Origin of the sequence: Haloprofundus sp. MHR1, from assembly GCF_005155585.1 — an archaeon.
GTDB classification, from domain to species: Archaea; Halobacteriota; Halobacteria; order Halobacteriales; family Haloferacaceae; genus Haloprofundus; species Haloprofundus halophilus.
In genome coordinates this window covers 2,711,558-2,729,661 of sequence record NZ_CP039833.1, presented here as the reverse complement: position 1 = coordinate 2,729,661, position 18,104 = coordinate 2,711,558, and the positions used below count along the sequence as shown (strand labels likewise).

18 protein-coding genes are annotated in these 18,104 nt (G+C 66.5%); 11 read left to right on the top strand and 7 right to left on the bottom strand.

The window, feature by feature from the left end; all coding sequences use genetic code 11:
- Positions 1-52 precede the first annotated feature (52 nt).
- The gene (locus tag FCF25_RS13840; RefSeq protein WP_117591270.1) at positions 53-1,084 is read left to right on the top strand and encodes a PhoU domain-containing protein; all 1,032 of its coding nucleotides are present in this window, start codon (positions 53-55) and stop codon (positions 1,082-1,084) included.
- A 57-nt stretch (positions 1,085-1,141) separates the two neighbouring features.
- Here FCF25_RS13840 and FCF25_RS13835 read toward each other — a convergent pair whose 3' ends face one another.
- Positions 1,142-1,540, bottom strand: coding sequence for a hypothetical protein (locus tag FCF25_RS13835; RefSeq protein ID WP_137049414.1), 399 nt, complete (start codon positions 1,538-1,540; stop codon positions 1,142-1,144).
- Positions 1,541-1,590: 50 nt separating this feature from the next.
- Positions 1,591-2,895 carry an LEA type 2 family protein gene (locus FCF25_RS13830; protein WP_137049096.1) on the bottom strand — a complete coding sequence of 435 codons (1,305 nt, stop codon included), beginning with the start codon at positions 2,893-2,895 and terminating at the stop codon, positions 1,591-1,593.
- 98 nt (positions 2,896-2,993) lie between these two features.
- Here FCF25_RS13830 and FCF25_RS13825 point away from each other — a divergent pair, with 98 nt between their 5' ends.
- The 4 genes from FCF25_RS13825 to FCF25_RS13810 all read left to right on the top strand — a co-directional run bounded on the left by FCF25_RS13825 (position 2,994) and on the right by FCF25_RS13810 (position 4,760).
- Positions 2,994-3,179, top strand: coding sequence for a hypothetical protein (locus FCF25_RS13825; protein ID WP_117591272.1), 186 nt, complete (start codon positions 2,994-2,996; stop codon positions 3,177-3,179).
- Positions 3,180-3,250: 71 nt separating this feature from the next.
- Positions 3,251-3,475 carry a FaeA/PapI family transcriptional regulator gene (locus tag FCF25_RS13820; protein ID WP_058581661.1) on the top strand — a complete coding sequence of 75 codons (225 nt, stop codon included), beginning with the start codon at positions 3,251-3,253 and terminating at the stop codon, positions 3,473-3,475.
- Positions 3,476-3,512: 37 nt separating this feature from the next.
- Positions 3,513-3,950 carry a CoxG family protein gene (locus FCF25_RS13815; protein WP_117591273.1) on the top strand — a complete coding sequence of 146 codons (438 nt, stop codon included), beginning with the start codon at positions 3,513-3,515 and terminating at the stop codon, positions 3,948-3,950.
- Positions 3,951-3,953: 3 nt separating this feature from the next.
- The gene (locus FCF25_RS13810) at positions 3,954-4,760 is read left to right on the top strand and encodes a nitrilase-related carbon-nitrogen hydrolase (protein WP_137049095.1); all 807 of its coding nucleotides are present in this window, start codon (positions 3,954-3,956) and stop codon (positions 4,758-4,760) included.
- Between the two features lie 258 nt (positions 4,761-5,018).
- Here the strand turns inward: FCF25_RS13810 and gfo6 are convergent, their stop codons facing one another.
- From gfo6 to FCF25_RS13795, 3 genes are all read right to left on the bottom strand, one after another.
- Positions 5,019-6,095 (bottom strand): D-xylose 1-dehydrogenase Gfo6, encoded by a 1,077-nt coding sequence (gene gfo6, locus FCF25_RS13805; protein ID WP_137049094.1) that lies wholly within the window; start codon positions 6,093-6,095, stop codon positions 5,019-5,021.
- A gap of 108 nt (positions 6,096-6,203) precedes the next feature.
- Entirely contained in the window at positions 6,204-6,848 is a 645-nt protein-coding gene (locus FCF25_RS13800) for a hypothetical protein (protein WP_137049093.1), read from the bottom strand.
- Positions 6,849-7,102: 254 nt separating this feature from the next.
- Entirely contained in the window at positions 7,103-8,635 is a 1,533-nt protein-coding gene (locus FCF25_RS13795) for an aldehyde dehydrogenase family protein (protein ID WP_117591277.1), read from the bottom strand.
- 207 nt (positions 8,636-8,842) lie between these two features.
- Between FCF25_RS13795 and FCF25_RS13790 the strand changes: the two genes are divergently transcribed.
- Positions 8,843-9,277 carry a DUF4112 domain-containing protein gene (locus FCF25_RS13790; protein WP_137049092.1) on the top strand — a complete coding sequence of 145 codons (435 nt, stop codon included), beginning with the start codon at positions 8,843-8,845 and terminating at the stop codon, positions 9,275-9,277.
- 60 nt (positions 9,278-9,337) lie between these two features.
- Here FCF25_RS13790 and FCF25_RS13785 read toward each other — a convergent pair whose 3' ends face one another.
- Positions 9,338-10,135: an RIO1 family regulatory kinase/ATPase gene (locus FCF25_RS13785; protein WP_117591279.1), complete on the bottom strand. Its 798-nt coding sequence runs from the start codon at positions 10,133-10,135 to the stop codon at positions 9,338-9,340.
- Between the two features lie 143 nt (positions 10,136-10,278).
- Here FCF25_RS13785 and FCF25_RS13780 point away from each other — a divergent pair, with 143 nt between their 5' ends.
- Both FCF25_RS13780 and FCF25_RS13775 read left to right on the top strand, forming a co-directional pair.
- Positions 10,279-11,421 (top strand): acyl-CoA dehydrogenase family protein, encoded by a 1,143-nt coding sequence (locus tag FCF25_RS13780; RefSeq protein ID WP_137049091.1) that lies wholly within the window; start codon positions 10,279-10,281, stop codon positions 11,419-11,421.
- Positions 11,422-11,507: 86 nt separating this feature from the next.
- Positions 11,508-13,661 carry a histidine kinase N-terminal 7TM domain-containing protein gene (locus tag FCF25_RS13775; protein ID WP_137049090.1) on the top strand — a complete coding sequence of 718 codons (2,154 nt, stop codon included), beginning with the start codon at positions 11,508-11,510 and terminating at the stop codon, positions 13,659-13,661.
- 55 nt (positions 13,662-13,716) lie between these two features.
- Here FCF25_RS13775 and FCF25_RS13770 read toward each other — a convergent pair whose 3' ends face one another.
- Positions 13,717-14,238, bottom strand: coding sequence for a GNAT family N-acetyltransferase (locus tag FCF25_RS13770; protein WP_137049089.1), 522 nt, complete (start codon positions 14,236-14,238; stop codon positions 13,717-13,719).
- Positions 14,239-14,513: 275 nt separating this feature from the next.
- Here FCF25_RS13770 and FCF25_RS13765 point away from each other — a divergent pair, with 275 nt between their 5' ends.
- The 3 genes from FCF25_RS13765 to FCF25_RS13755 all read left to right on the top strand — a co-directional run bounded on the left by FCF25_RS13765 (position 14,514) and on the right by FCF25_RS13755 (position 18,046).
- On the top strand, positions 14,514-15,302 hold the full coding sequence (locus FCF25_RS13765) for a sugar phosphate isomerase/epimerase (protein WP_137049088.1): 789 nt from the start codon (positions 14,514-14,516) through the stop codon (positions 15,300-15,302).
- An 88-nt stretch (positions 15,303-15,390) separates the two neighbouring features.
- On the top strand, positions 15,391-16,347 hold the full coding sequence (locus FCF25_RS13760) for a carbohydrate kinase family protein (RefSeq protein ID WP_137049087.1): 957 nt from the start codon (positions 15,391-15,393) through the stop codon (positions 16,345-16,347).
- Positions 16,348-16,435: 88 nt separating this feature from the next.
- Entirely contained in the window at positions 16,436-18,046 is a 1,611-nt protein-coding gene (locus tag FCF25_RS13755; RefSeq protein ID WP_137049086.1) for a uracil-xanthine permease family protein, read from the top strand.
- The last annotated feature ends 58 nt before the right edge of the window (positions 18,047-18,104 follow it).

The window sequence follows — 18,104 nt, the reverse complement described above, 5'->3', positions numbered from 1 at the left end:
GTATTATCTCCCTATAGTGAAGATTAAGGTCATAGAAGGGATACGGAATGCCATGGAGACGCGGAAAGTCCAGCGGCTCGGTCCCTCGACGCTGGCGATGACGCTCCCGGCGGAGTGGGCGAAAGAACACGGCGTGAACAAAGGCGACGAGGTGTCGATTCGGATGGGCGGCAAGGGAACGCTCACCGTGTTGCCGGAGTCGGCGTCGACGGAGGACTCGGAGGCGGTCATCCACGCCGACAACCTCGACGCGGACGGACTCGAACGCGCTATCGTCGCCCAGTACGTTCTCGGGCGACGCGTGATTCACGTCGAGAAGTCCGAGGGCGCGCTCGACAGCGAACACATCAACGCCGTCTACAAGGCGGAGACGCAGCTGATGGGCCTCGGCGTCATCGAGGAGACGCCCGAGCGAATCGCCATCCGGTGTTCGGTCGACCCCGAGGACTTCACGCTCGACAACCTACTCGAACGCCTCGAAAACACCGGGAGCACGATGCGCGGCGAGGCGGTGAAGGCGCTGGCGCACGGCAACCCGGACCTCGCACAGCGGGCGCTCAACCGCGAGCGACAGGCGAACAAGATTTTCGTCCTCGTGCTCCGCCTCATCTTCACGGCGTACCAGAACCCGAACCTCTGTCGGGCGGTCGGCCTCGAATCGGGCTTTCCGCTCATCGGCTACCGCTCGGTGGCGAAGAACCTCGAACTCACCGCCGACAACGCCGAGGACATCGCCGAAATCGTCCTCAACACCGAAGGACACACCATCGACGTCGACTCGGCGACGATGCGCCGCATCCGCGAGTTCACCGACCAGGTCGACGACATCACGGTCAAAGCGGTCCGGTCGGTCGTCGACCGCGACTACGACCTCACCATCGAGGTGCGAGAGCAGTTCCGCGAACTCACCGACCGCGAGCAGGACATCCTCTCGGAGATTCCGGAGGTGTCGAACGAGGAGCTCCTTCGAATCCGCGAGGTGCTCGTCAGCCTCCAGCAGACCGCCCAGTACGCGATGCGAAACGCCGAAATCGCGGCGAACCTCGCGCTCAACGCCGAATCCGAACACGTCACGATTTCCTGAGAGACGAGACGGGGGGAGGTCGGCCGGGCTCTCTCCGGTCCCGCCGCGACCACCGACTCAGTCGGCCGTCGCGTCCGCCTCGGTCAACACGTCGCCACCGGCGTTTCCGGCGTCGGCATCGACCCGTTCGGCGGTCAGCGGATTCCGCCGGGTGATGCGGCAGTCGAAGGCGGGATGTTCGCCGAAGTGCCGAATCAGCATGTGGCGGCGCGACCCGGTGATACCGGTCCGACCGACGTCTTCGGCCGTGAACTCGCGGGGGAGACGGTCGTACAGGCGGCGCAGACTCTCGAAGCTCTCGAACACTTTCGCGTTGCCCGCCGACTCCGCGCTGCGCCGCGAGACGACGTAACTGCCGTCGTCGCGGTGCTCGCCCGCGGTGCGGAAGAACTCGCGTTTCTCGGTCAGCGCGGTCCCGATGCTGTCTTGCAGTTCCGCAGCGTCGGCTCTCGACAGTTCACACGTGCGGTCGCCGATGCGCAGCAGAATCGATTCGTCGTCGCTCGTCACCGAGACGGCGTTCTCATCGCGGGAGAAGAACTCGACCAGGAGAGTGGGTACTCCGTTGCATGTACTCGATACACGGACGGACGGGGTAAAAACGTTGTCGGCAGGTGCAGGTTTGGCGAGACGAACGCGACCAGCCCACCCTCGCCGGTTGGCGAGCGATTTCGGCCTGCGGTCGAGTGACTCCCGTCCGCGGTCGGACGATGCCCGTCTGCGGTCGCCAGATTTCTTTTTGCTTCGGTGCTGTTTCCGGTCGATCCGGTGCTGTTTCCGGTCGATTCGGTACCGTTCGACCGCCCGACGTTCGTCTCCGTTCCGAACACGTCGGTCTGAATCGTCTGCGTGTACCGGACGCCTTGGAGGGGGAGGTCGAGTCTCACACCGCCGGGCAGGCGGACGACGGCGGAGAAATCGATGGCGAGCGTCGTCACCTCCCCGCGGCGGACGTGCGTCACCCACCACTCGTCGAGTCGGTCGTTTTCGATGACGGCGGTCGCCTCGATACGCTGGGTCTGCTTCGGCCCGACGACGTACTCGCGGTTCGTCGACCCCCGTCCGACGCGGACGCCGTTCATGTGGATGTCGTAGCCGAGTTCGCTCAGCGTCAGCGGGACCGGCTTCGGGTTGTAGACGACGAACGAGGTGCGAATCGGCGTCGCCGACTCGTTGGCGTCGCCCCACCGTGCGCTCGTCTCGTTGACGTAGAGGACCGGGTCCGAGACGAGCGGTCGGTTCGCGTCGATGGCTCGGGTCTCCGTCGAGTTGAACGCCGAGACGATGTCGGTCCGGATATCGCGCTCGACCGTGGGCCCCTCGAAGGTGGCTTCGACGCCGCGGTACCCGGCGTCGGCGTCGACTCGGAGCGTCGTTTGCTCGCCGTTTTCGACGTGCGTCACCCACCACTCGGAGATGCGCTCGTTTCGCATCTCGGTCCGGAACGAGAGCGTCGTGTTGCCGCGGCCGATGCGGAGGCCGTTCTTGCGGTTCGAGGCCATCGGCACGTCGTTCATCCGCACGCCGTAGTCGATAGTCGCGCCGTCGATGCTGACCCCGAGCGGGTTCGGATTCCGGACGGTGACGTTCGTCTCGATAGTCGTCGTGTCGTTGTCGACGGCGACGATTCGATTGCTGATTTCGGTGACTTCGGGGGCGTCGACGAAGCCGAGCGCGGAGGCGACGACGAGGGCGACGGTCACGGCGACGAGCACGACGGCGATTCGACCCGACCGGCCCCTCGAAATGCGCGACCGCAACGTCTCCGGCACGCTCGTCGCGTCCGGACGGTCCGCCGCACTCGGTTCCATACGAGGCCAGTGTCCGCGGGCTACTTAGCCGATATGGCTCGGTGGGAGAGACCGACCACTGTCGAATAAACTAAGTGGACGCCACCGAACCGGGTGGTATGGCAACGCAGACGACTCAGACGGACATGGGCATCGGCGTGGCGATGCTGTTTTCGGTGCTCGCGCTCGTCGGCGCGGCGGTGATGCTCGTCGGACCCGATCAGTTGACGCAGGCGTGGGGATTCGCCGGCGCGATGGTCGCCGCGTCGCTGGCGGTCGTCGCCGTGCACGTGTACGCTAACTAACCTACCTAACTGCGGTTCGCTCGTCCGACCGAGTAACCGTTATTATCGTCAGACACGTAGGAGGAACGTCGATGACCGAATACACCGACGAGGAACAGCGGATTATCGCCTACCTCCGGGAGAGCGTCACTCGCGGTGAGCGGTACTTCCGGGCGAAGAACATCGCCGAGGCGATCGGCCTCTCGGCGAAGCAGGTCGGGTCGCGCCTGCCGCGTCTCGCGGAGAAATCCGAAGACGTCGAGATCGAGAAGTGGGGTCGCGCGCGCTCGACGACGTGGCGTGTCACCCGCAGTTAATCCACGGATTTTTGCCCTCTCCGCCTGATATGACCCCATGACTGTCAGGGTTACGCGGACCTTCGAGTTCGACCACCCACCGGAGGCCGTGTGGGCGTTCATCTCCGACCCCGAGAAACGTGCGGGCGCGATAAGCGTCGTCGAGGATTACGACGTTCACCCGACCGACGAGCGGAAAGCGACGTGGCACGTCGCGCTCCCGATTCCCCTCGTCCGGTCGACGATACCCGTCGAGACCGAAGACGTCACCCGCGACGCGCCGCGGTACGTGAAGTTCGTCGGCCGCTCGCGCGCGCTCCGCGTCACCGGCGAACACACCGTCGAGGGGACGGAGAACGGCTCCCGCCTCGTCAACGAGTTCGTCGTCGACGGCAGTTTGCCCGGGGTCGAGAGCTTCTTCAAGCGAAATCTCGACCGCGAACTCGACAACTTAGAACGGGCGCTGCGACGCGAACTCGCCGAGGCGGAGCGCTGACCGATGCGTCTCACCCTCGCCCAACTCGAACAGGACGCCGGAAGCGTCGAGAGCGCCCTCGAAGCCGCCGAAACGGCCGTCGAAGCGGCGGCCGCCGACGGGGCGGACCTCGTCGCGCTCCCGGAACTGTTCGCCGTCGGCTACTTCGCGTTCGAATCGTACGCCCGAGTCGCCGAAGGTCTGGACGGGACGACGTTCGGCCGACTCCGCGATATGGCGGTCGACCACGACGTCGGCCTCCTCGCCGGCAGCCACGTCGAGGACCTCGAAGCGAGCGCCGCCGCGGGCTACGACGTCCCCGCCGACGAGGGGCTGGCGAACACGACGACGTTCTTCGACCGCGACGGCTCGCTGCGGACGACGTACCGCAAACACCACCTGTTCGGATACGAATCCGCCGAAGCCCGTCTGCTCACGCCGGGCGAGCGTCTCGAACCGTTCGAGTTCGACGGCTTCACCGTCGGGACCTGTACCTGCTACGACCTCCGCTTCCCGGAACTGACGCGTCGACTCGTCGACGACGGTGTCACCTTACTCCTCGTGCCGAGCGCGTGGCCGTACCCCCGCGTCGAACACTGGCAGACGCTGACGCGAGCGCGGTCTATCGAGAACCTCTGGTATCTCGGCGCGATAAACGGCGTCGGCGCGTTCGAGTCGGCGACGCTGCTCGGACGGTCGACGGTGTACGACCCGTGGGGGACGGCGTTGGCCAGCGCGGGCGACCGTCCGGCGCACGTCACTGCGGACCTCGACCCCGACGAGGTGACGCGGGTCCGCGAGGAGTTCCCGGCGCTCGCGGACCGGCGGTGACGAGACGAGGGCCACGTTCCACGGTACCGTGAGACCCGTTAGCGGCATCAGTTCACCGTGTCGATGCCTTTATTGAGGCGTACTCCTTAGGCGAATTCGCCGACGATATCGACGCTTTTCTCGTCGACGACTCGGCACAAATCAACCGCCGCACCACGCTGCAGTGAGGGGTCCACTGTGGCCATCGCCGCACCGCTCCCCTAGCCCGGTGGGGGAGCGCTCCCGCCTCGTCTTCCGAAGTTCCTCACGACACCCGACTTACGAGTACCGTATCTCGACGCGTTCGCCGGTTTCCGCGGCCTCGTACGCCGCCGTCGTCACCTGTACGTCCCGCAGCCCCTCCTCTCCGTCCGGGCCGATCTCCCCGTCGGTCAGTATCGCGTGCGCGAAGTAGTCGAACTCCTCGCGTATCTCGCCCGTCTGTGGTCCGTCGACCGTCGTCCGCACGTCGTTTCGGTGGACGGTCACTCGTCGCGGGTCCTCCGTGCCGAACGCGGAGTCGCTCAGTTCGACGTAACCTTCGGTCCCCCGAATCGAGAGGTGGCTCCTGGTGTACCCGGAGAACCCGGCGGTAAAGGAGGCGGTGACGCCGTCGGGGAACTCCAGTTGGAACGCGATCTGCTCGTCCACGTCGGCGAAGACGCCCTCGCCGCGCGTCGTCGCGGTGACCGCCACCGGGTCGGCGTCGACGAGATACCGCGCCGCGTTCAGCGGATAGACGCCGACGTCCATCAGCGCGCCGCCGCCCGCGAGGTCGGCGTCGAGACGCCACTGGTCGGGGCCGCGACCGCCGCCCATCACGTCGAAGGCGAACCCGCCGTGCAGCTGGAGCGCGTCGCCGATACCGCCCTCGCCGACGAACTCGCGGAGGCGGCGAACCGCGGGGTCGAACTGCATCCGGTAGGCGACCATCAGCGGCACGTCGGCGTCCTCGCACGCGGTGACGGCGCGTTCGGCCCCCTCGACGGTCGCCGCCAGCGGCTTCTCGGAGAGCACCGCCTTTCCGTTCTCCGCCGCCGTCTCGATGGCTTCGGGGTGGAGCGCGTTCGGGGTGACGACGTAGACGGCGTCGTAGGCGTCGGTCGCCGCGCCGTCGTGGTACTCCTCGTAGGTGAGGACGCTTTCGATACCGTGTTCGCTCGCGGCGTCTTCGGCGTTCTCGGGCGACCCGGTGACGAGCACCGTCGCCTCGGCGTAGTCGGCGTCCGCGAGGGCGGGGAGCGCCGCCTTGCGGGCGAACCCGCCGACGCCGACGACGGCGAACCGAACGGTTCCGTCCGCGCCGGTGTCCCAATCGCGTCGTGCGAACTCGTCGAAGTACTCGTGAATCTGCATACGCCGCGTACGGGGGCCAGTACAAAAGTGATACTTCGAGGACCGGTCGGACCGACTCGGTTGTCGAGACGAACGACGCGTAACGCCGGAAAAATCCGGTCGGCTCGGTCAGAAGTCGGCGCGAAGCAGATTGTACGCCACCAGTAGCCACGCCGTCGCGTACGCGCCGACGAACAGCAGGCCGCCGAAGAGGCCGTTGAGTCCGAAGAAGATCGCCCCCTGCGAGATGGAGGGGCCGGTGCCGGCGAACGCGATGCCCGCGAGTCGGAGTTCGGGTGCCTTCGCCCACCCGCTCAGCAGCAGCGCGATGCCCAGCGGCAGCGACGCTCCGATGAAGCCGACGTTACCGGCGAGGAAGCCGTAGGCGGCGTACTGCGCGAGCGTCGCCATCCCGGCCATCTCGAAGGCGAACTGCGCGCCGGCGCTGGCGAGGCTGAACGCCATCCCGCCGCCGGTGCCGAGCACGCCCAACCACCAGTAGATGCCGCCCGCCTCCTCGTGGTACAGGACGAACCCGACGAGCGCGACGAACAGCAGGAGGATGCCCGCGACGAGCGCGAGTTGGTCGACGAGGAAGACGGTGTTCTGCACGTCGAACACGACGTCGCCACCGGCGGTCACGTCGGTGAGCGCCTGCTGGAGCAGGCCCGCGGTGACGAGGAGCGTGCCGAGCAACGCTGCGGCACCCCCGATGCGCCGCGACGTCGGATTCGACCGGCGGTTCTCCCTGTCTGAGATGGTTGTATTGGCCACGGTGTATCAACCGAATCACTCGGTGGGAACTACTCGAACGTTGGGCTGGTAGGACCATAAATCCGCGACCGATTCGCCCGGTCGGCGTGGTCGGCGCAGTCGGTGTGGTCGGCGCGGCCGGCGTGGTCGGCGCAGTCGGTGTGGTCGGCGTGTCGAACGTACGGTGAGACCTCAGACCGGACGCACCGAGAGACGGGCCGTCTCGGACGGCGCTCGACTTCGCGTCTCCGCCTTCGGTCGTACCGTCTCCGTCGCTACTCGTCTTTCGTCTTGATGTCGGCCGACAGCCCCTGCGCCATCTGGATGTCGTAGGAGTTGTTGAGCGTCCACGCGGTGCGCTCGGTGACGGCCTCGATTATCTCGCGGGCCGATGGGTAGCCGTTGCCGGACTTCTTGACGCCGCCGAACGGCAGGTGGACCTCCGCGCCGATGCACGGGAGGTTGCCGTAGGCGAGACCGACCTCCGCGTGGTCGCGGAAGTAGTTGATCTGGCGGTAGTTCTCGGAGATGATGGCTCCGGCGAGTCCGTACTCGGTGTCGTTCTGAATATCGACGGCCTCCTCGACGTCACCGTCGTACTTCAGGAGCGCGACGTGGGGACCGAACACTTCCTCGTGCGTGCAGCGCAGGTCGTCGTAGGGGTCCGCCTCGTAGACGAACGGTCCGATCCAGTTGCCGTCCTCGTGGCCGTCGGGAATCTCCGACTCGTCGAGTTCCGTGCGGTCGACGAGGACGTTCACGCCCTCCTCCTTCGCCAGTTCGTTGTACTTCGAGACCTTCTCTTTGTGCTCCGGTTCGATGAGCGGCCCCATGAACGTGTCCTCGCTCAGCGGGTCGCCGACGGCGACGTCCTCGGCGATGTCGACGAACCGCTCCTTGAACTCGTCGTACACGTCGGCGTGGACGACGAGGCGTTCGGAGGAGACGCAGCGCTGGCCGGTCGTCTTGAACGACGACATGACGGCGGAGTGGACGGCGGTGTCCATGTCCGCGTCCTCGGTGATGACGATGTTGTTCTTGCCGCCCATCTCGGCGGCGACGAGCTTACCCGGTTCGCCGCCGACCTTCGAGGCGATCTCGTGGCCGACTTCGGCGCTGCCCGTGAAGAGGACGGTGTCGACGCGCGGGTCGTCGACGATGGCCGCGCCGGCGTCGCCGAAGCCCTGCACCATGTTGAACACGCCGTCGGGAATTCCGCTCTCCTCGAACATCTCGGCGATGACCTGGCCGCACCACGGCGTCTGCTCGGCGGGCTTCCAGACGACCGTGTTCCCCTCGACGAGCGCGACGGCCATGTGCCAAAACGGGATGGCGACGGGGAAGTTCCACGGGGTGATACAGCCGATGACGCCGCGCGGCTTGCGGCGCATGTAGGCGTCTTTGCTCGGGATTTCGGAGGGAACGACGTCACCTTTCGGGTGCCGAGCGTCGCCGGCGGCCCACTCGACCATGTGGGCGGCCTCGACGACGTCGGCTTTCCCCTCCGAGATCTCCTTCCCGCACTCCTTCGTGATGATCTCCCCGAGTTCGTCGGTGCGCTCGCCCAGTTCGTGGTAGATGTCCCACAGGTACTCCGCGCGGTCGATGTGCGAGAGCGCGCGCCACTCGTCGAACGCCTCCTCGGCGGCTTCGAGCGCGCGGTCCACGTCCGCCTCGGTGCCGCGCCGGAACTCACCGAGCGTCTCGCCCGTCGCCGGGTTCGTGCTCTCGAACGTCTCCTCTCCCTCGCCGTCGGTCCACTCTCCGGCGATGTACTGCTGGCGGATGTCGCCCGTCTGTTGGCTCATACTGTGACAAAATTTGCGAAGGGACAGCTTAAAAATACACCCGGTCACGGAAGGGGTCGCCGGGTCGCCGGACGAACGGTCCGCCCGTCGGACAAGTCGGACAAGTCAGACAACGAACAAAGTTGTGCGTTGAACAGTCCTCTCGGCGGACGGATCGCGCACTGAACAGGCATAGCCGTCATACGTCTGGGCGACGACTGTCGGAACATGGACGAACACTCCATCGAAAACGCGCCGGACTCGCTCGACGAACCCGCCTTGAGACGGATTCGGGCGGTCGCTACCTTCCTCGACGAGTCAGTGAGGATTCCGGGAATCGGGTACCGAATCGGGGCCGACCCCATTCTCGGCGCGCTTCCGGTCGCCGGCGACCTCGTCTCGGCGGGGCTCTCGATCTACATCATCGCGGAGGCGGCGAACCTCGGCGTGCCGCTGAACCGACTCATCCGGATGTTGGCCAACGTCGCCGTCGACACAGTCGTCGGCTCGGTTCCGGTCCTCGGGACGCTGTTCGACGCGGTGTGGAAGGCGAACGTGAAGAACGTCGAGATAGTCGAAGACCACCTCGAATCGATGGCGGAGTCCTCGGGCTTGGACGGTCGTGGGCGCGACCCGGTGAAGATAGAGATCGACGAGGAGTAGTCGCGCTCGGCCGGACTCCTTCGAGTCGCCGTCGAGCGTCGAGGAGAACGGTCACAACGGTCACGACGCGCGTTTTTCGATCTCGCCTTTGACCGCCGCGGCGTCGAAGTCGTGGTCCGGGCGGATGTTGACGAAGTCCAGAAACTCCAGCGCCGCGAGCACGTCCTCCGTCGAGTACGCCGAGAGCGCGGCGTCGACGGTCTCCTGCGCGCCGATGAGCGGTTCCAGCGCGGCCAATCCACAGGCGATGTCGTACGAGCGGGCGTCGTCGCGGCCGTCCTCGCGGACGCTCGTCGCGTCGATGAAGTAGAGTTCGCCGTCGAGGATGAGCACGTTTTCTCCCCGCAAATCCCCGTGAGCGAGTCCGTTGTCGTGCAGTTCCTTCAGCGCCGCGAAGAGGTCCGGGGCGAGCGCAGCCTCCCGCTCGCGGTCCAGTTCGTCGAGCGACCGAAATTCGGGGAGATACTCGAGGACGACGACGCCGAGACCGTCGATTTCGAGCGCTTCGACGGGTTCGGGCGCGTTGATACCGATCTCGCGCATCCGCTTCGTCGCTTCCAGTTCGTGTTCGGCCATCTGGTACGGCGTCCCGAAATGCTCGAAGAATCCCTCCGTACCGCTCGAAAACGCGCCGAGATTTCGCCCCGTCGTGAAGATGGCGTGGACCAGCGAGTTCTGTCGGCTGATGACCTTGACGAACCACTCGTCGTCCAGAACGAACGGCGTCGACAGCCAGTTGTCCGCGTCGAGAAACCGGACGTGGACCTCCTCTCGGTCGAGTCGCTCCGCGAGCGTGCGGACGACCCCTTCGAGACGGTCCCAGTCGATTCGGCCGCGGACCAGACGGCGAAGTTCCATCGGCGTGTGAGACGCGGGCGAGCGCAATAAGTGGCGCCCTGTGTGCAGGCGAGACGGGACTGAATCGAGTAGCCGAGCCGACAGCTTCGAATTCCTCACGGTCGTTCGCTGACTTTATCACTCGTCTCCCCGCAGTCGTCGGTATGGACTTCGAACTCTCTGCGGAGCACCGGATGATTCGCGACAGCGTCCGGGAGTTCTGCGAGGAGGAGATCGCCCCCATCGCCCAGGAGGTCGAGAACGAGCACCGCTTCCCCGCGGAGGTGTTCGAGGAGCTCGGCGAACTCGACATGATGGGCGTCCCCATCTCCGAGGAGTACGGCGGCCTCGGCGGCGACCAGCTGATGTACGCGCTCGTCACCGAGGAGCTCGGCCGCGTCTCCGGCGGTATCGGTCTCTCCTACGCCGCACACGTCTCGCTCGGGTCGAAACCCATCGAGATGTTCGGCACCGAAGCGCAGAAGGAGCGGTGGCTCACGCCGCTGGCCTCCGGCGAGGCGATGGCCGCGTGGGCGCTCACCGAACCCGGTTCGGGCAGCGACGCCAGCGACATGGATACGATGGCCGTGAAGGACGGTGACGAGTACGTCCTCAACGGCACGAAGCAGTTCATCACGAACGCCTCCGTCGCCGGCAGCGTCCTCGTGAAAGCCGTCACCGCCCCCGGCGAAGGCTACGACGGCATCTCGACGTTCATCGTCGACCCCGAGGCGGACGACGGGTTCGAGGTCACGACCGTCTGGGACAAGATGGGGCTGAACTGCTCGCCGACCTGCGAGATATCGCTCGACGACGTGCGAATCCCCGAGGACCGCCTGCTCGGCGAGGAGGGCGAAGGCTGGAAGCAGACGATGAAGACGCTCGACGGCGGGCGCATCTCCATCGCCGCGCTGTCGACGGGGCTCGCGCAGGGCGCGTACGAAGCCGCAAAACAGTACTCGGGCGAGCGCGAGCAGTTCGGCCAGCCCATCTCGAAGTTCGACGCCATCCGCGACAAAGTCGTCGACATGTACCGCAAAACCGAGCGCGCGCGGCTCCTGACGCACAAAGCCGCCGTCCGCTACGACGCGGGCGAGTCGGTGACGACGGAGTCGGCGCTGGCGAAACTCGACGCCAGCGAGGCCGCTCGCGAGGTCGCCGAGGACGCCGTGCAGGTGCTCGGCGGCTACGGTTACACCGAGGATTTCGCCCCCCAGCGGTTCTACCGCGACGCGAAACTGATGGAGATCGGCGAGGGAACGAGCGAGATTCAGCACCTCGTACTCGGCCGGCAACTCGGCCTCTGAAATCGGCGCTTTTCGTATCAGTACATTTTATACTCCGGTTCTTCGTCACGTAGCAGAGAGCGGGCTTCTCGACTCGCCGGACACAGATGGTCATCCACATCGTATCAATCACACTTCTGCTGTTCTCGGGGGTCGTGTGCGCCGCCGTCGCCGCCTCCGTTCTGAGCGGGACGGCCGCGTACTCGCGGTGGACGCGGTACCCCTTCGCGGCGCTGTCGCTCTCGGGTGCGGTCTGGGCCGTCGCGTACGCGGCGTTGCTGCTGGCACCGACGCGAGTCGAGATGCTCCCGTGGTTTCGGCTGATACTCGTCTCTGCGACGCTGTCGCCGGTGTTCTGGTTCGTGTTCGTAATCGCCTACAGCGGGTACAAACGACTGCTGTCGCGCGGCGCGTTCGCCGTCCTCGCGGCCGAACCGCTCGTCATGGTCGGCTTCGCGCTCACCGACAGCGTGCTTTTCATCGACGCGACGGCGGTCGATACGACGCTCGGATACACGACGCTCGTCGTCGCCCCGGGGCCGCTGTACGCCACGCACCTCGTCTACTCGTTCGGACTGAGCGTCGCCGCACTCGCGGTGCTCGTCCACCTCCTCCGCCAGTCGGAGCAGTTCTACCGCAAGCAGGTCGCCGTACTGATTCTGTCGGGTGTGGTGCCGCTCGTGGGCGCGCTCCCGCTCGCCCTCGGCGTCACCTCCCTCGACTTCGCGCCGATGACGTTCTGGGTGAACAACAGCCTCATTCTGTTAGCACTGCGCCGGTACCGGCTCTTGGACGTGGTTCCCGGTGCGCGCGCACACCTGTTCGAACGACTCGAGGACGGTATCGTCGTTCTCGACCCGAACCGGTGCGTCGCCGCGATGAACCCCGCCGCCTGCGAGACGTTCGGATTCGAACGGGCGCCCGTCGGTCGACCGGCAGCGACCGTAGTTCCGGACTCCGCGGAAATCCGGTCGCTGCTCGACGGAGACGACGACCACCTCGAGGTCACGGTATCCGACGACGGCGACAGTTCCATTCTCGACGTGACCGCGACCACCGACGGCCCGCGCGGGAGCGCGATACTCGTCTTTCGGGACATCACCGAGCGTAGACAGGTCGAACGACAGTTCCGCGCGCTCATCGAGAACTCGCACGACATCATCGTCGTCCTCGACGCGGCGGCGACGTACGCGTACGTCAGTCCGTCGATGGAGACGGTGATGGGCTACGACCCCGACGGACACGTCGGCGAGAGCCCGTTCGACTACATCCATCCCGACGACCGCGAGCAAGCGACGGCCGTGCTGCAAGACGCTATCGAATCCGGAACGCCCGAACGCGCCGAGTACCGATACCGCCACGCCGACGGCTCTTGGCGAACGTTCGAGGCCGTCGGCGTCAGCCTCCTCGACGACCCGGCGGTGGAAGGAATCGTCATCAGTGCGCGCGACGTGACGGAGCGTCGCCGGTACGAACAGCGGTTGCAGGTACTGAACCGCGTCCTCCGCCACGACCTGCGAAACGACATGAACGTCGTCCTCGGCTACGCGGACCTCGTGTACGACGACCCGCACTCTCCGGAGGTGCGAGAGTACGCGCGGATGATTCGGAACCGCGCCACCTCGCTGGTCGACGTGGCCGACCGAACCCGCTTCGTCGACCGGACGCTCGAACGGACGTCCGAGGAACTCGGCACCGTCGACCTGACGGCGCTCGTCGACGACGCGCTCACCGACGCTCGCCGGGGGTTCCCGGAAGCGACGTTCACCGCGTCCGTCTCGGGTCGGTATCAGGTCTACGGTGGCGAACGGATTCTCGTCGCCGTGGAGAACCTCCTCGAGAACGCCGTCGAACACCACGACCGGGAGTCGCCTACCGTTCGCGTCGCCGTCGACACCGCCACCGACGACGGCGGAACGTTCGTCGAACTGTCCGTCGCCGACGACGGGCCGGGTATCCCGGCCGAAGAGCAGCGCGTGGTCGAGTCGGGCGTCGAAACCCCGCTCGAACACGGCAGCGGTATCGGACTGTGGCTCGTCAACTGGATTCTCACCGAGGCCGACGGCGAACTCCGCTTCGACGAGAACGACCCCCGAGGGAGCGTCGTCACACTCCGTTTCCGCGAGGCTCCGTCGGCGTGTGACGAGAGCGACCGGAACGACATGCGCGACGAAGTCCACGGACACGACGAGCGCGACGAAGTTCACGGATACGACGAGCGCGACGAAGTTCTGGACGAAGCGCCGGAGTCGGGGCTCTAACCGCTCGATAGCGAATCGGATTCGCACTCACGCCGAGAGCGTGCCGTGGTCGCCTTCACGCGAACTCGCCTTCGAGCAGGCCGTAGTGAAGCAGGTCGCGGTACTCGCCGCCGACGTACGCCTCTTCTCTGTGGGTCCCTTCCAGCGTGAACCCCACCTTCTCCAGCACGCGCTGTGAACCGACGTTGTGGTCGTACGCCTCGGCGACGACTTTGTGCATCCGGCGCTCCTCGAACGCGTAGCGCGAGACGGTTCGAACGGCGTCGGTGCAGTAGCCGTTGCCCCACGCTTCCGGGGAGATCATGTAGCCGAGTTCGGCTGTACCCCACGTCTCGTTCGGAGTCACTCCGACGAGACCGACCGGGTCGCCGTCGTCGCAGACGAGAAACTGGTCGTCGGTGTCGTCGCCGATCGATTCGATCCACTCCATCTCCTGGGTGCGGTTCTTCGGTCGGTAGGAGCCCAGCGTCGGCCACACCGCCGGGTCGTCGACGAGTCGTTGGACGAACTCGACGTCGGCCTTCTCGACGGGTCTGAGTTCGACGCGCTCCCCTCGGAGGAACACCGGTCCGGGCATAGCTGACGCTCTCGGCGCGCGCTACTGAATCGTTCGGTGGTGTGCGAATCGTTCCCGTCGTCAGGGACGGACGAGAACCATCGGGTCGTCGTTCTCGTCGTTTTCGCCGCTTTCGCCGCTTTCGTCGCCGAGCGCCCCCGTCTCGGCACTGTCGCCGACGTCGGCGTCGACCCGGAGAGAGAGTCGCGCGTCATCGTTCGAACGGGAGGGAGAGGGGCGCGAAGAGCTTCGGATTCGGGGAACCACCTAACACGTTCGCGCACGGAGGGCCTGCTATGGACGCCCGCACCGGGTACGTCACCCAGATGAACATGGACCTCGACGCGGCTATCGAGGCGGCCGCCGAGTACGAGTTCGACTACGTGGAGGCGATGATGGACGGCGACACCGAGCGCCGTCGACTCGACGAGCGGGCCGACGAGGTTCGGCGGGCGCTCGACGACCGAGAGCTGGACCTGCTAGTCCACCTCCCCTTCGGCGGTATCGACCTGGGGTCGCCGTTCGAGCACGTCAGAGCGGGGTCGGTTGCCGAGCAGAAAGCCGCAATCGATACCGCCGCCGCGCTCGGCGCGGAGAAGGGCGTCCTCCACCCGACGACGGGCGCGTGGTCGCCCGCGTGGGACTCCTCGTCGCTGCGAGACAACGCGCTCAACTCGATACGCGAACTCGTCGCGCACGCGGACGAACACGAGTTCGAGGTCTGCGTCGAGAACATCCCCCGGAGCCTCTTCCGGACCCACGAGTTCTCCCAGTTGCTCGCCGAGACCGAGGCGTCGATGACGCTCGACACCGGCCACGCGCGGATGGACGGCCGCGACTCCGGCGGCATCGCCTCGTTCGTCGAGGAACACGGCGACCGTATCAGCCACGTCCACCTCAACGACACGCGGCAGGCCTCGGACGAACACCTGCCGTTCGGCGCGGGCAACCTCGACTTCGAGCGCATCCTGGGCGCGTTCCCCGACGACTGGACGGGGACGCTCTCGCTCGAAGTGTTCACGTTCGGCTTCGACTACATCGAGACGAGCAAGGTACATCTCGACGCGCTCCTCGACGAGCGCTGAGTACTGCCCGTCGACGACGTAGCCGACCTCTAGTCGAATCCTGACGGAATCGCCCGGATTGATGGTAGCCGCTCGCTTACCGTCGCGTATGACACGGATTCTCGTCGCCGGCGAGGCGCTCATCGACTTCATCCCCGACGCGTCGGGGAGCCTCGCGTCGGTCGAGTCGTTCTCCCGACGCGCGGGGGGCGCTCCGGCGAACGTCGCCGTCGCGCTCTCGCATCTCGACGCCTCCGTCTCCTTCTGGACGCGTCTCGGCACCGACCCCTTCGGCGACTACCTCGCCGAGTTTCTGGCCGACCACGGTCTCTCCGGCGAGTACGTCGAACGCGACCCGAACGGGAAGACGACGCTCGCGTTCGTCAGCCTCGGCGAGGACGCCGACCGGGAGTTCAGCTTCTACCGCGACGCGGCCGCCGACGCCCGACTCGAACCCGGCACCGTCGACGACGACGCCCTCGCCGAGTTCGGGTGGCTCCACGCCGACGTGCTCTCGCTCGATACCGAACCGTCCCGAACCGCCGTGCTCGACCTGCTCGAACGCGCCACCGAGACGGACGTGACGGTCTCGTTCGACCCGAACGCCCGACCCGAACGCTGGACGGAGTTCTCCTACCGCGAGTCGGTTCGTGAGGGGTTCGCGCTCGCCGACGTGGTGAAAGCCACGCCAGAGGACCTCCGCGAGGCTGGACTCACCGGCGACGCGGCGGAGTTGGCCCGCGAAATCTGTACGTTCGGGCCGCACACCGCGGTCATCACGCTCGGCGACGCGGGGGCGTACGCCTACGCGACGCCGGAGGCACCGTGGAGCGACGGCGGGGAGGTCGAGGCGACGCACGACGGCTACCGCGTCGACCCGGTCGATACGACCGGCGCGGGCGACGCGTTCACCGCGGGCGTCGTCGCGGCGTTGTCTGCGGGCGAGTCGCTCGCCGAAGCGCTCGCGTTCGCCAACGCCGTCGCCGCGGTGACGACGACCGAACCCGGCGCGATGACGGCGCTCCCCGACCGGAACGCCGTCGAGACGTTCAGAGCCGACGAGTAGCCGCCGGGTTTCCGTCGGCACGGGCGCGACGAAAGCGGACCGCATAAGTACCGAACGGCGATTTGTTTGCGCCAATGGTCGGGGCACCATGACGGGCAAACGGACGGAATCGGAGTTCGTAGAGTACGGTATCGAAGACAAGCCGCCATTGGGCGAGTCGCTGCTGCTCGGCCTGCAGCACTACCTGACGATGGTCGGCGCGAACATCGCCGTGCCGCTCATACTCGCGGCCGCACTCGGGATTCCGGACTCGCTCGTTCCGCGCTTCGTCGGGACGTTCTTCGTCGTCTCCGGCGTCGCCACGCTGGCGCAGACGACGTTCGGTAACCGCTACCCCATCGTGCAGGGCGCACCGTTCTCGATGCTCGCGCCCGCGCTGGCGGTCATCGCCGTCGCACAGACGGGGAACCCGCCGGGAGCGGACTGGCAGTACGCGCTGCTGCAGTTACAGGGAGCGATTATCGCCGCCTCGCTGGCCGAGATCGTCGTCGGCTATCTCGGCTTGTTCGGCCGTCTTCGGAGATTTGTCTCGCCGGTGGTCATCGCGCCCACCATCGCGCTCATCGGCCTCTCGCTGTTCGACACCCCGCAGATCACTGCAGTCACGAACGACTGGTGGCTGTTGGGACTGACGCTCGGTCTCATCGTCCTCTTCTCGCAGTATCTCGACACGTCCGCTCGCATCTTCAAGCTCTTCCCCGTCCTCCTCGGCGTCGTCACGGCGTACGCGCTCGCCGCCGCGTTGAGCGTCGTCGGCGTCTATCAGGCCGGGATGCCCGGTTACGTCCCGCTGGGCGAGGTGCTCGCCGCCCCCGCGTTCATGCCGATTCACCCCTTCCAGTGGGGGATGGCCGGCGGCGCGAACACCGTGGCGGTGACGGTTCCGGTCGTCGGGTGGCCGCTCGCGTTCGGCGTCCCGCAACTGACGCTCTCGTTCGTCGTCGGGATGCTCGCGGGCGTCGCCGCGTCGATGGTCGAGAGCTTCGGCGACTACCACGCCGTCGCCCGTCTCTCGGGTCTCGGCGCACCGAGCGAGAAGCGCATCAACCACGGCATCGGGATGGAGGGTATCATGAACGTGTTCGCGGGCGCGATGGGTGCCGGCGGGTCGACCTCCTACTCGGAGAACATCGGCGCTATCGGCATCACGGGGGTCGCCTCCCGTTACGTCGTTCAAGTCGGCGCGGCGCTGATGCTCGTCGTGGGCTTCGTCGGCTACTTCGGCCAACTCGTCGCGACGATTCCGGACCCCATCGTCGGCGGCCTCTTTCTGGCGATGTTCGGCCAAATCGTCGCCGTCGGCCTCTCGAACCTCGAATGCGTCGACCTCGACTCCTCTCGCAACGTGTTCATCGTCGGCTTCGCGCTCTTCGCCGGACTGGCGATTCCTGCCTACATGGGCAACGTCGCCGCCGCGAACCCGGACCTCAGCGGCGCGGAAGCGTTCCGTCAGGGCCTGCAGAACGTCGCGCTCGTCGGGCCAGTCCTTGGAACGAAGCTCGTCGGCGACGTGCTCTACGTCGTCGGTAGCACCGGGATGGCCGTCGGCGGTCTCGTCGCGTTCTTCCTCGACAACACCATCGAGGGGACGCGGGCCGAACGCGGTTTGGAGACGTGGGAGGAAGCGGCCGAATCCGACGAGGAGTTCGCCTCCGCCTACGACCGATTCGTCCGCGGCGACGAGACGAAAGCCGACTGAGGGCCGTCCGAACATCGGCCAACATCGTCCGAGACGCGCGTCTTCGACGCCCGCCCTC

Excerpts from the sequence above, each read along its gene's own strand:
- FCF25_RS13840 (WP_117591270.1), top strand. The coding sequence starts at position 53 with ATGGAGACGCGGAAAGTCCAGCGGCTCGGTCCCTCGACGCTGGCGATG.
- FCF25_RS13830 (WP_137049096.1), bottom strand. The coding sequence starts at position 2,895 with ATGGAACCGAGTGCGGCGGACCGTCCGGACGCGACGAGCGTGCCGGAG.
- FCF25_RS13825 (WP_117591272.1), top strand. The coding sequence starts at position 2,994 with ATGGCAACGCAGACGACTCAGACGGACATGGGCATCGGCGTGGCGATG.
- FCF25_RS13820 (WP_058581661.1), top strand. The coding sequence starts at position 3,251 with ATGACCGAATACACCGACGAGGAACAGCGGATTATCGCCTACCTCCGG.
- FCF25_RS13815 (WP_117591273.1), top strand. The coding sequence starts at position 3,513 with ATGACTGTCAGGGTTACGCGGACCTTCGAGTTCGACCACCCACCGGAG.
- FCF25_RS13810 (WP_137049095.1), top strand. The coding sequence starts at position 3,954 with ATGCGTCTCACCCTCGCCCAACTCGAACAGGACGCCGGAAGCGTCGAG.
- gfo6 (WP_137049094.1), bottom strand. The coding sequence starts at position 6,095 with ATGCAGATTCACGAGTACTTCGACGAGTTCGCACGACGCGATTGGGAC.
- FCF25_RS13795 (WP_117591277.1), bottom strand. The coding sequence starts at position 8,635 with ATGAGCCAACAGACGGGCGACATCCGCCAGCAGTACATCGCCGGAGAG.
- FCF25_RS13790 (WP_137049092.1), top strand. The coding sequence starts at position 8,843 with ATGGACGAACACTCCATCGAAAACGCGCCGGACTCGCTCGACGAACCC.
- FCF25_RS13785 (WP_117591279.1), bottom strand. The coding sequence starts at position 10,135 with ATGGAACTTCGCCGTCTGGTCCGCGGCCGAATCGACTGGGACCGTCTC.
- FCF25_RS13780 (WP_137049091.1), top strand. The coding sequence starts at position 10,279 with ATGGACTTCGAACTCTCTGCGGAGCACCGGATGATTCGCGACAGCGTC.
- FCF25_RS13775 (WP_137049090.1), top strand. The coding sequence starts at position 11,508 with ATGGTCATCCACATCGTATCAATCACACTTCTGCTGTTCTCGGGGGTC.
- FCF25_RS13770 (WP_137049089.1), bottom strand. The coding sequence starts at position 14,238 with ATGCCCGGACCGGTGTTCCTCCGAGGGGAGCGCGTCGAACTCAGACCC.
- FCF25_RS13765 (WP_137049088.1), top strand. The coding sequence starts at position 14,514 with ATGGACGCCCGCACCGGGTACGTCACCCAGATGAACATGGACCTCGAC.
- FCF25_RS13760 (WP_137049087.1), top strand. The coding sequence starts at position 15,391 with ATGACACGGATTCTCGTCGCCGGCGAGGCGCTCATCGACTTCATCCCC.
- FCF25_RS13755 (WP_137049086.1), top strand. The coding sequence starts at position 16,436 with ATGACGGGCAAACGGACGGAATCGGAGTTCGTAGAGTACGGTATCGAA.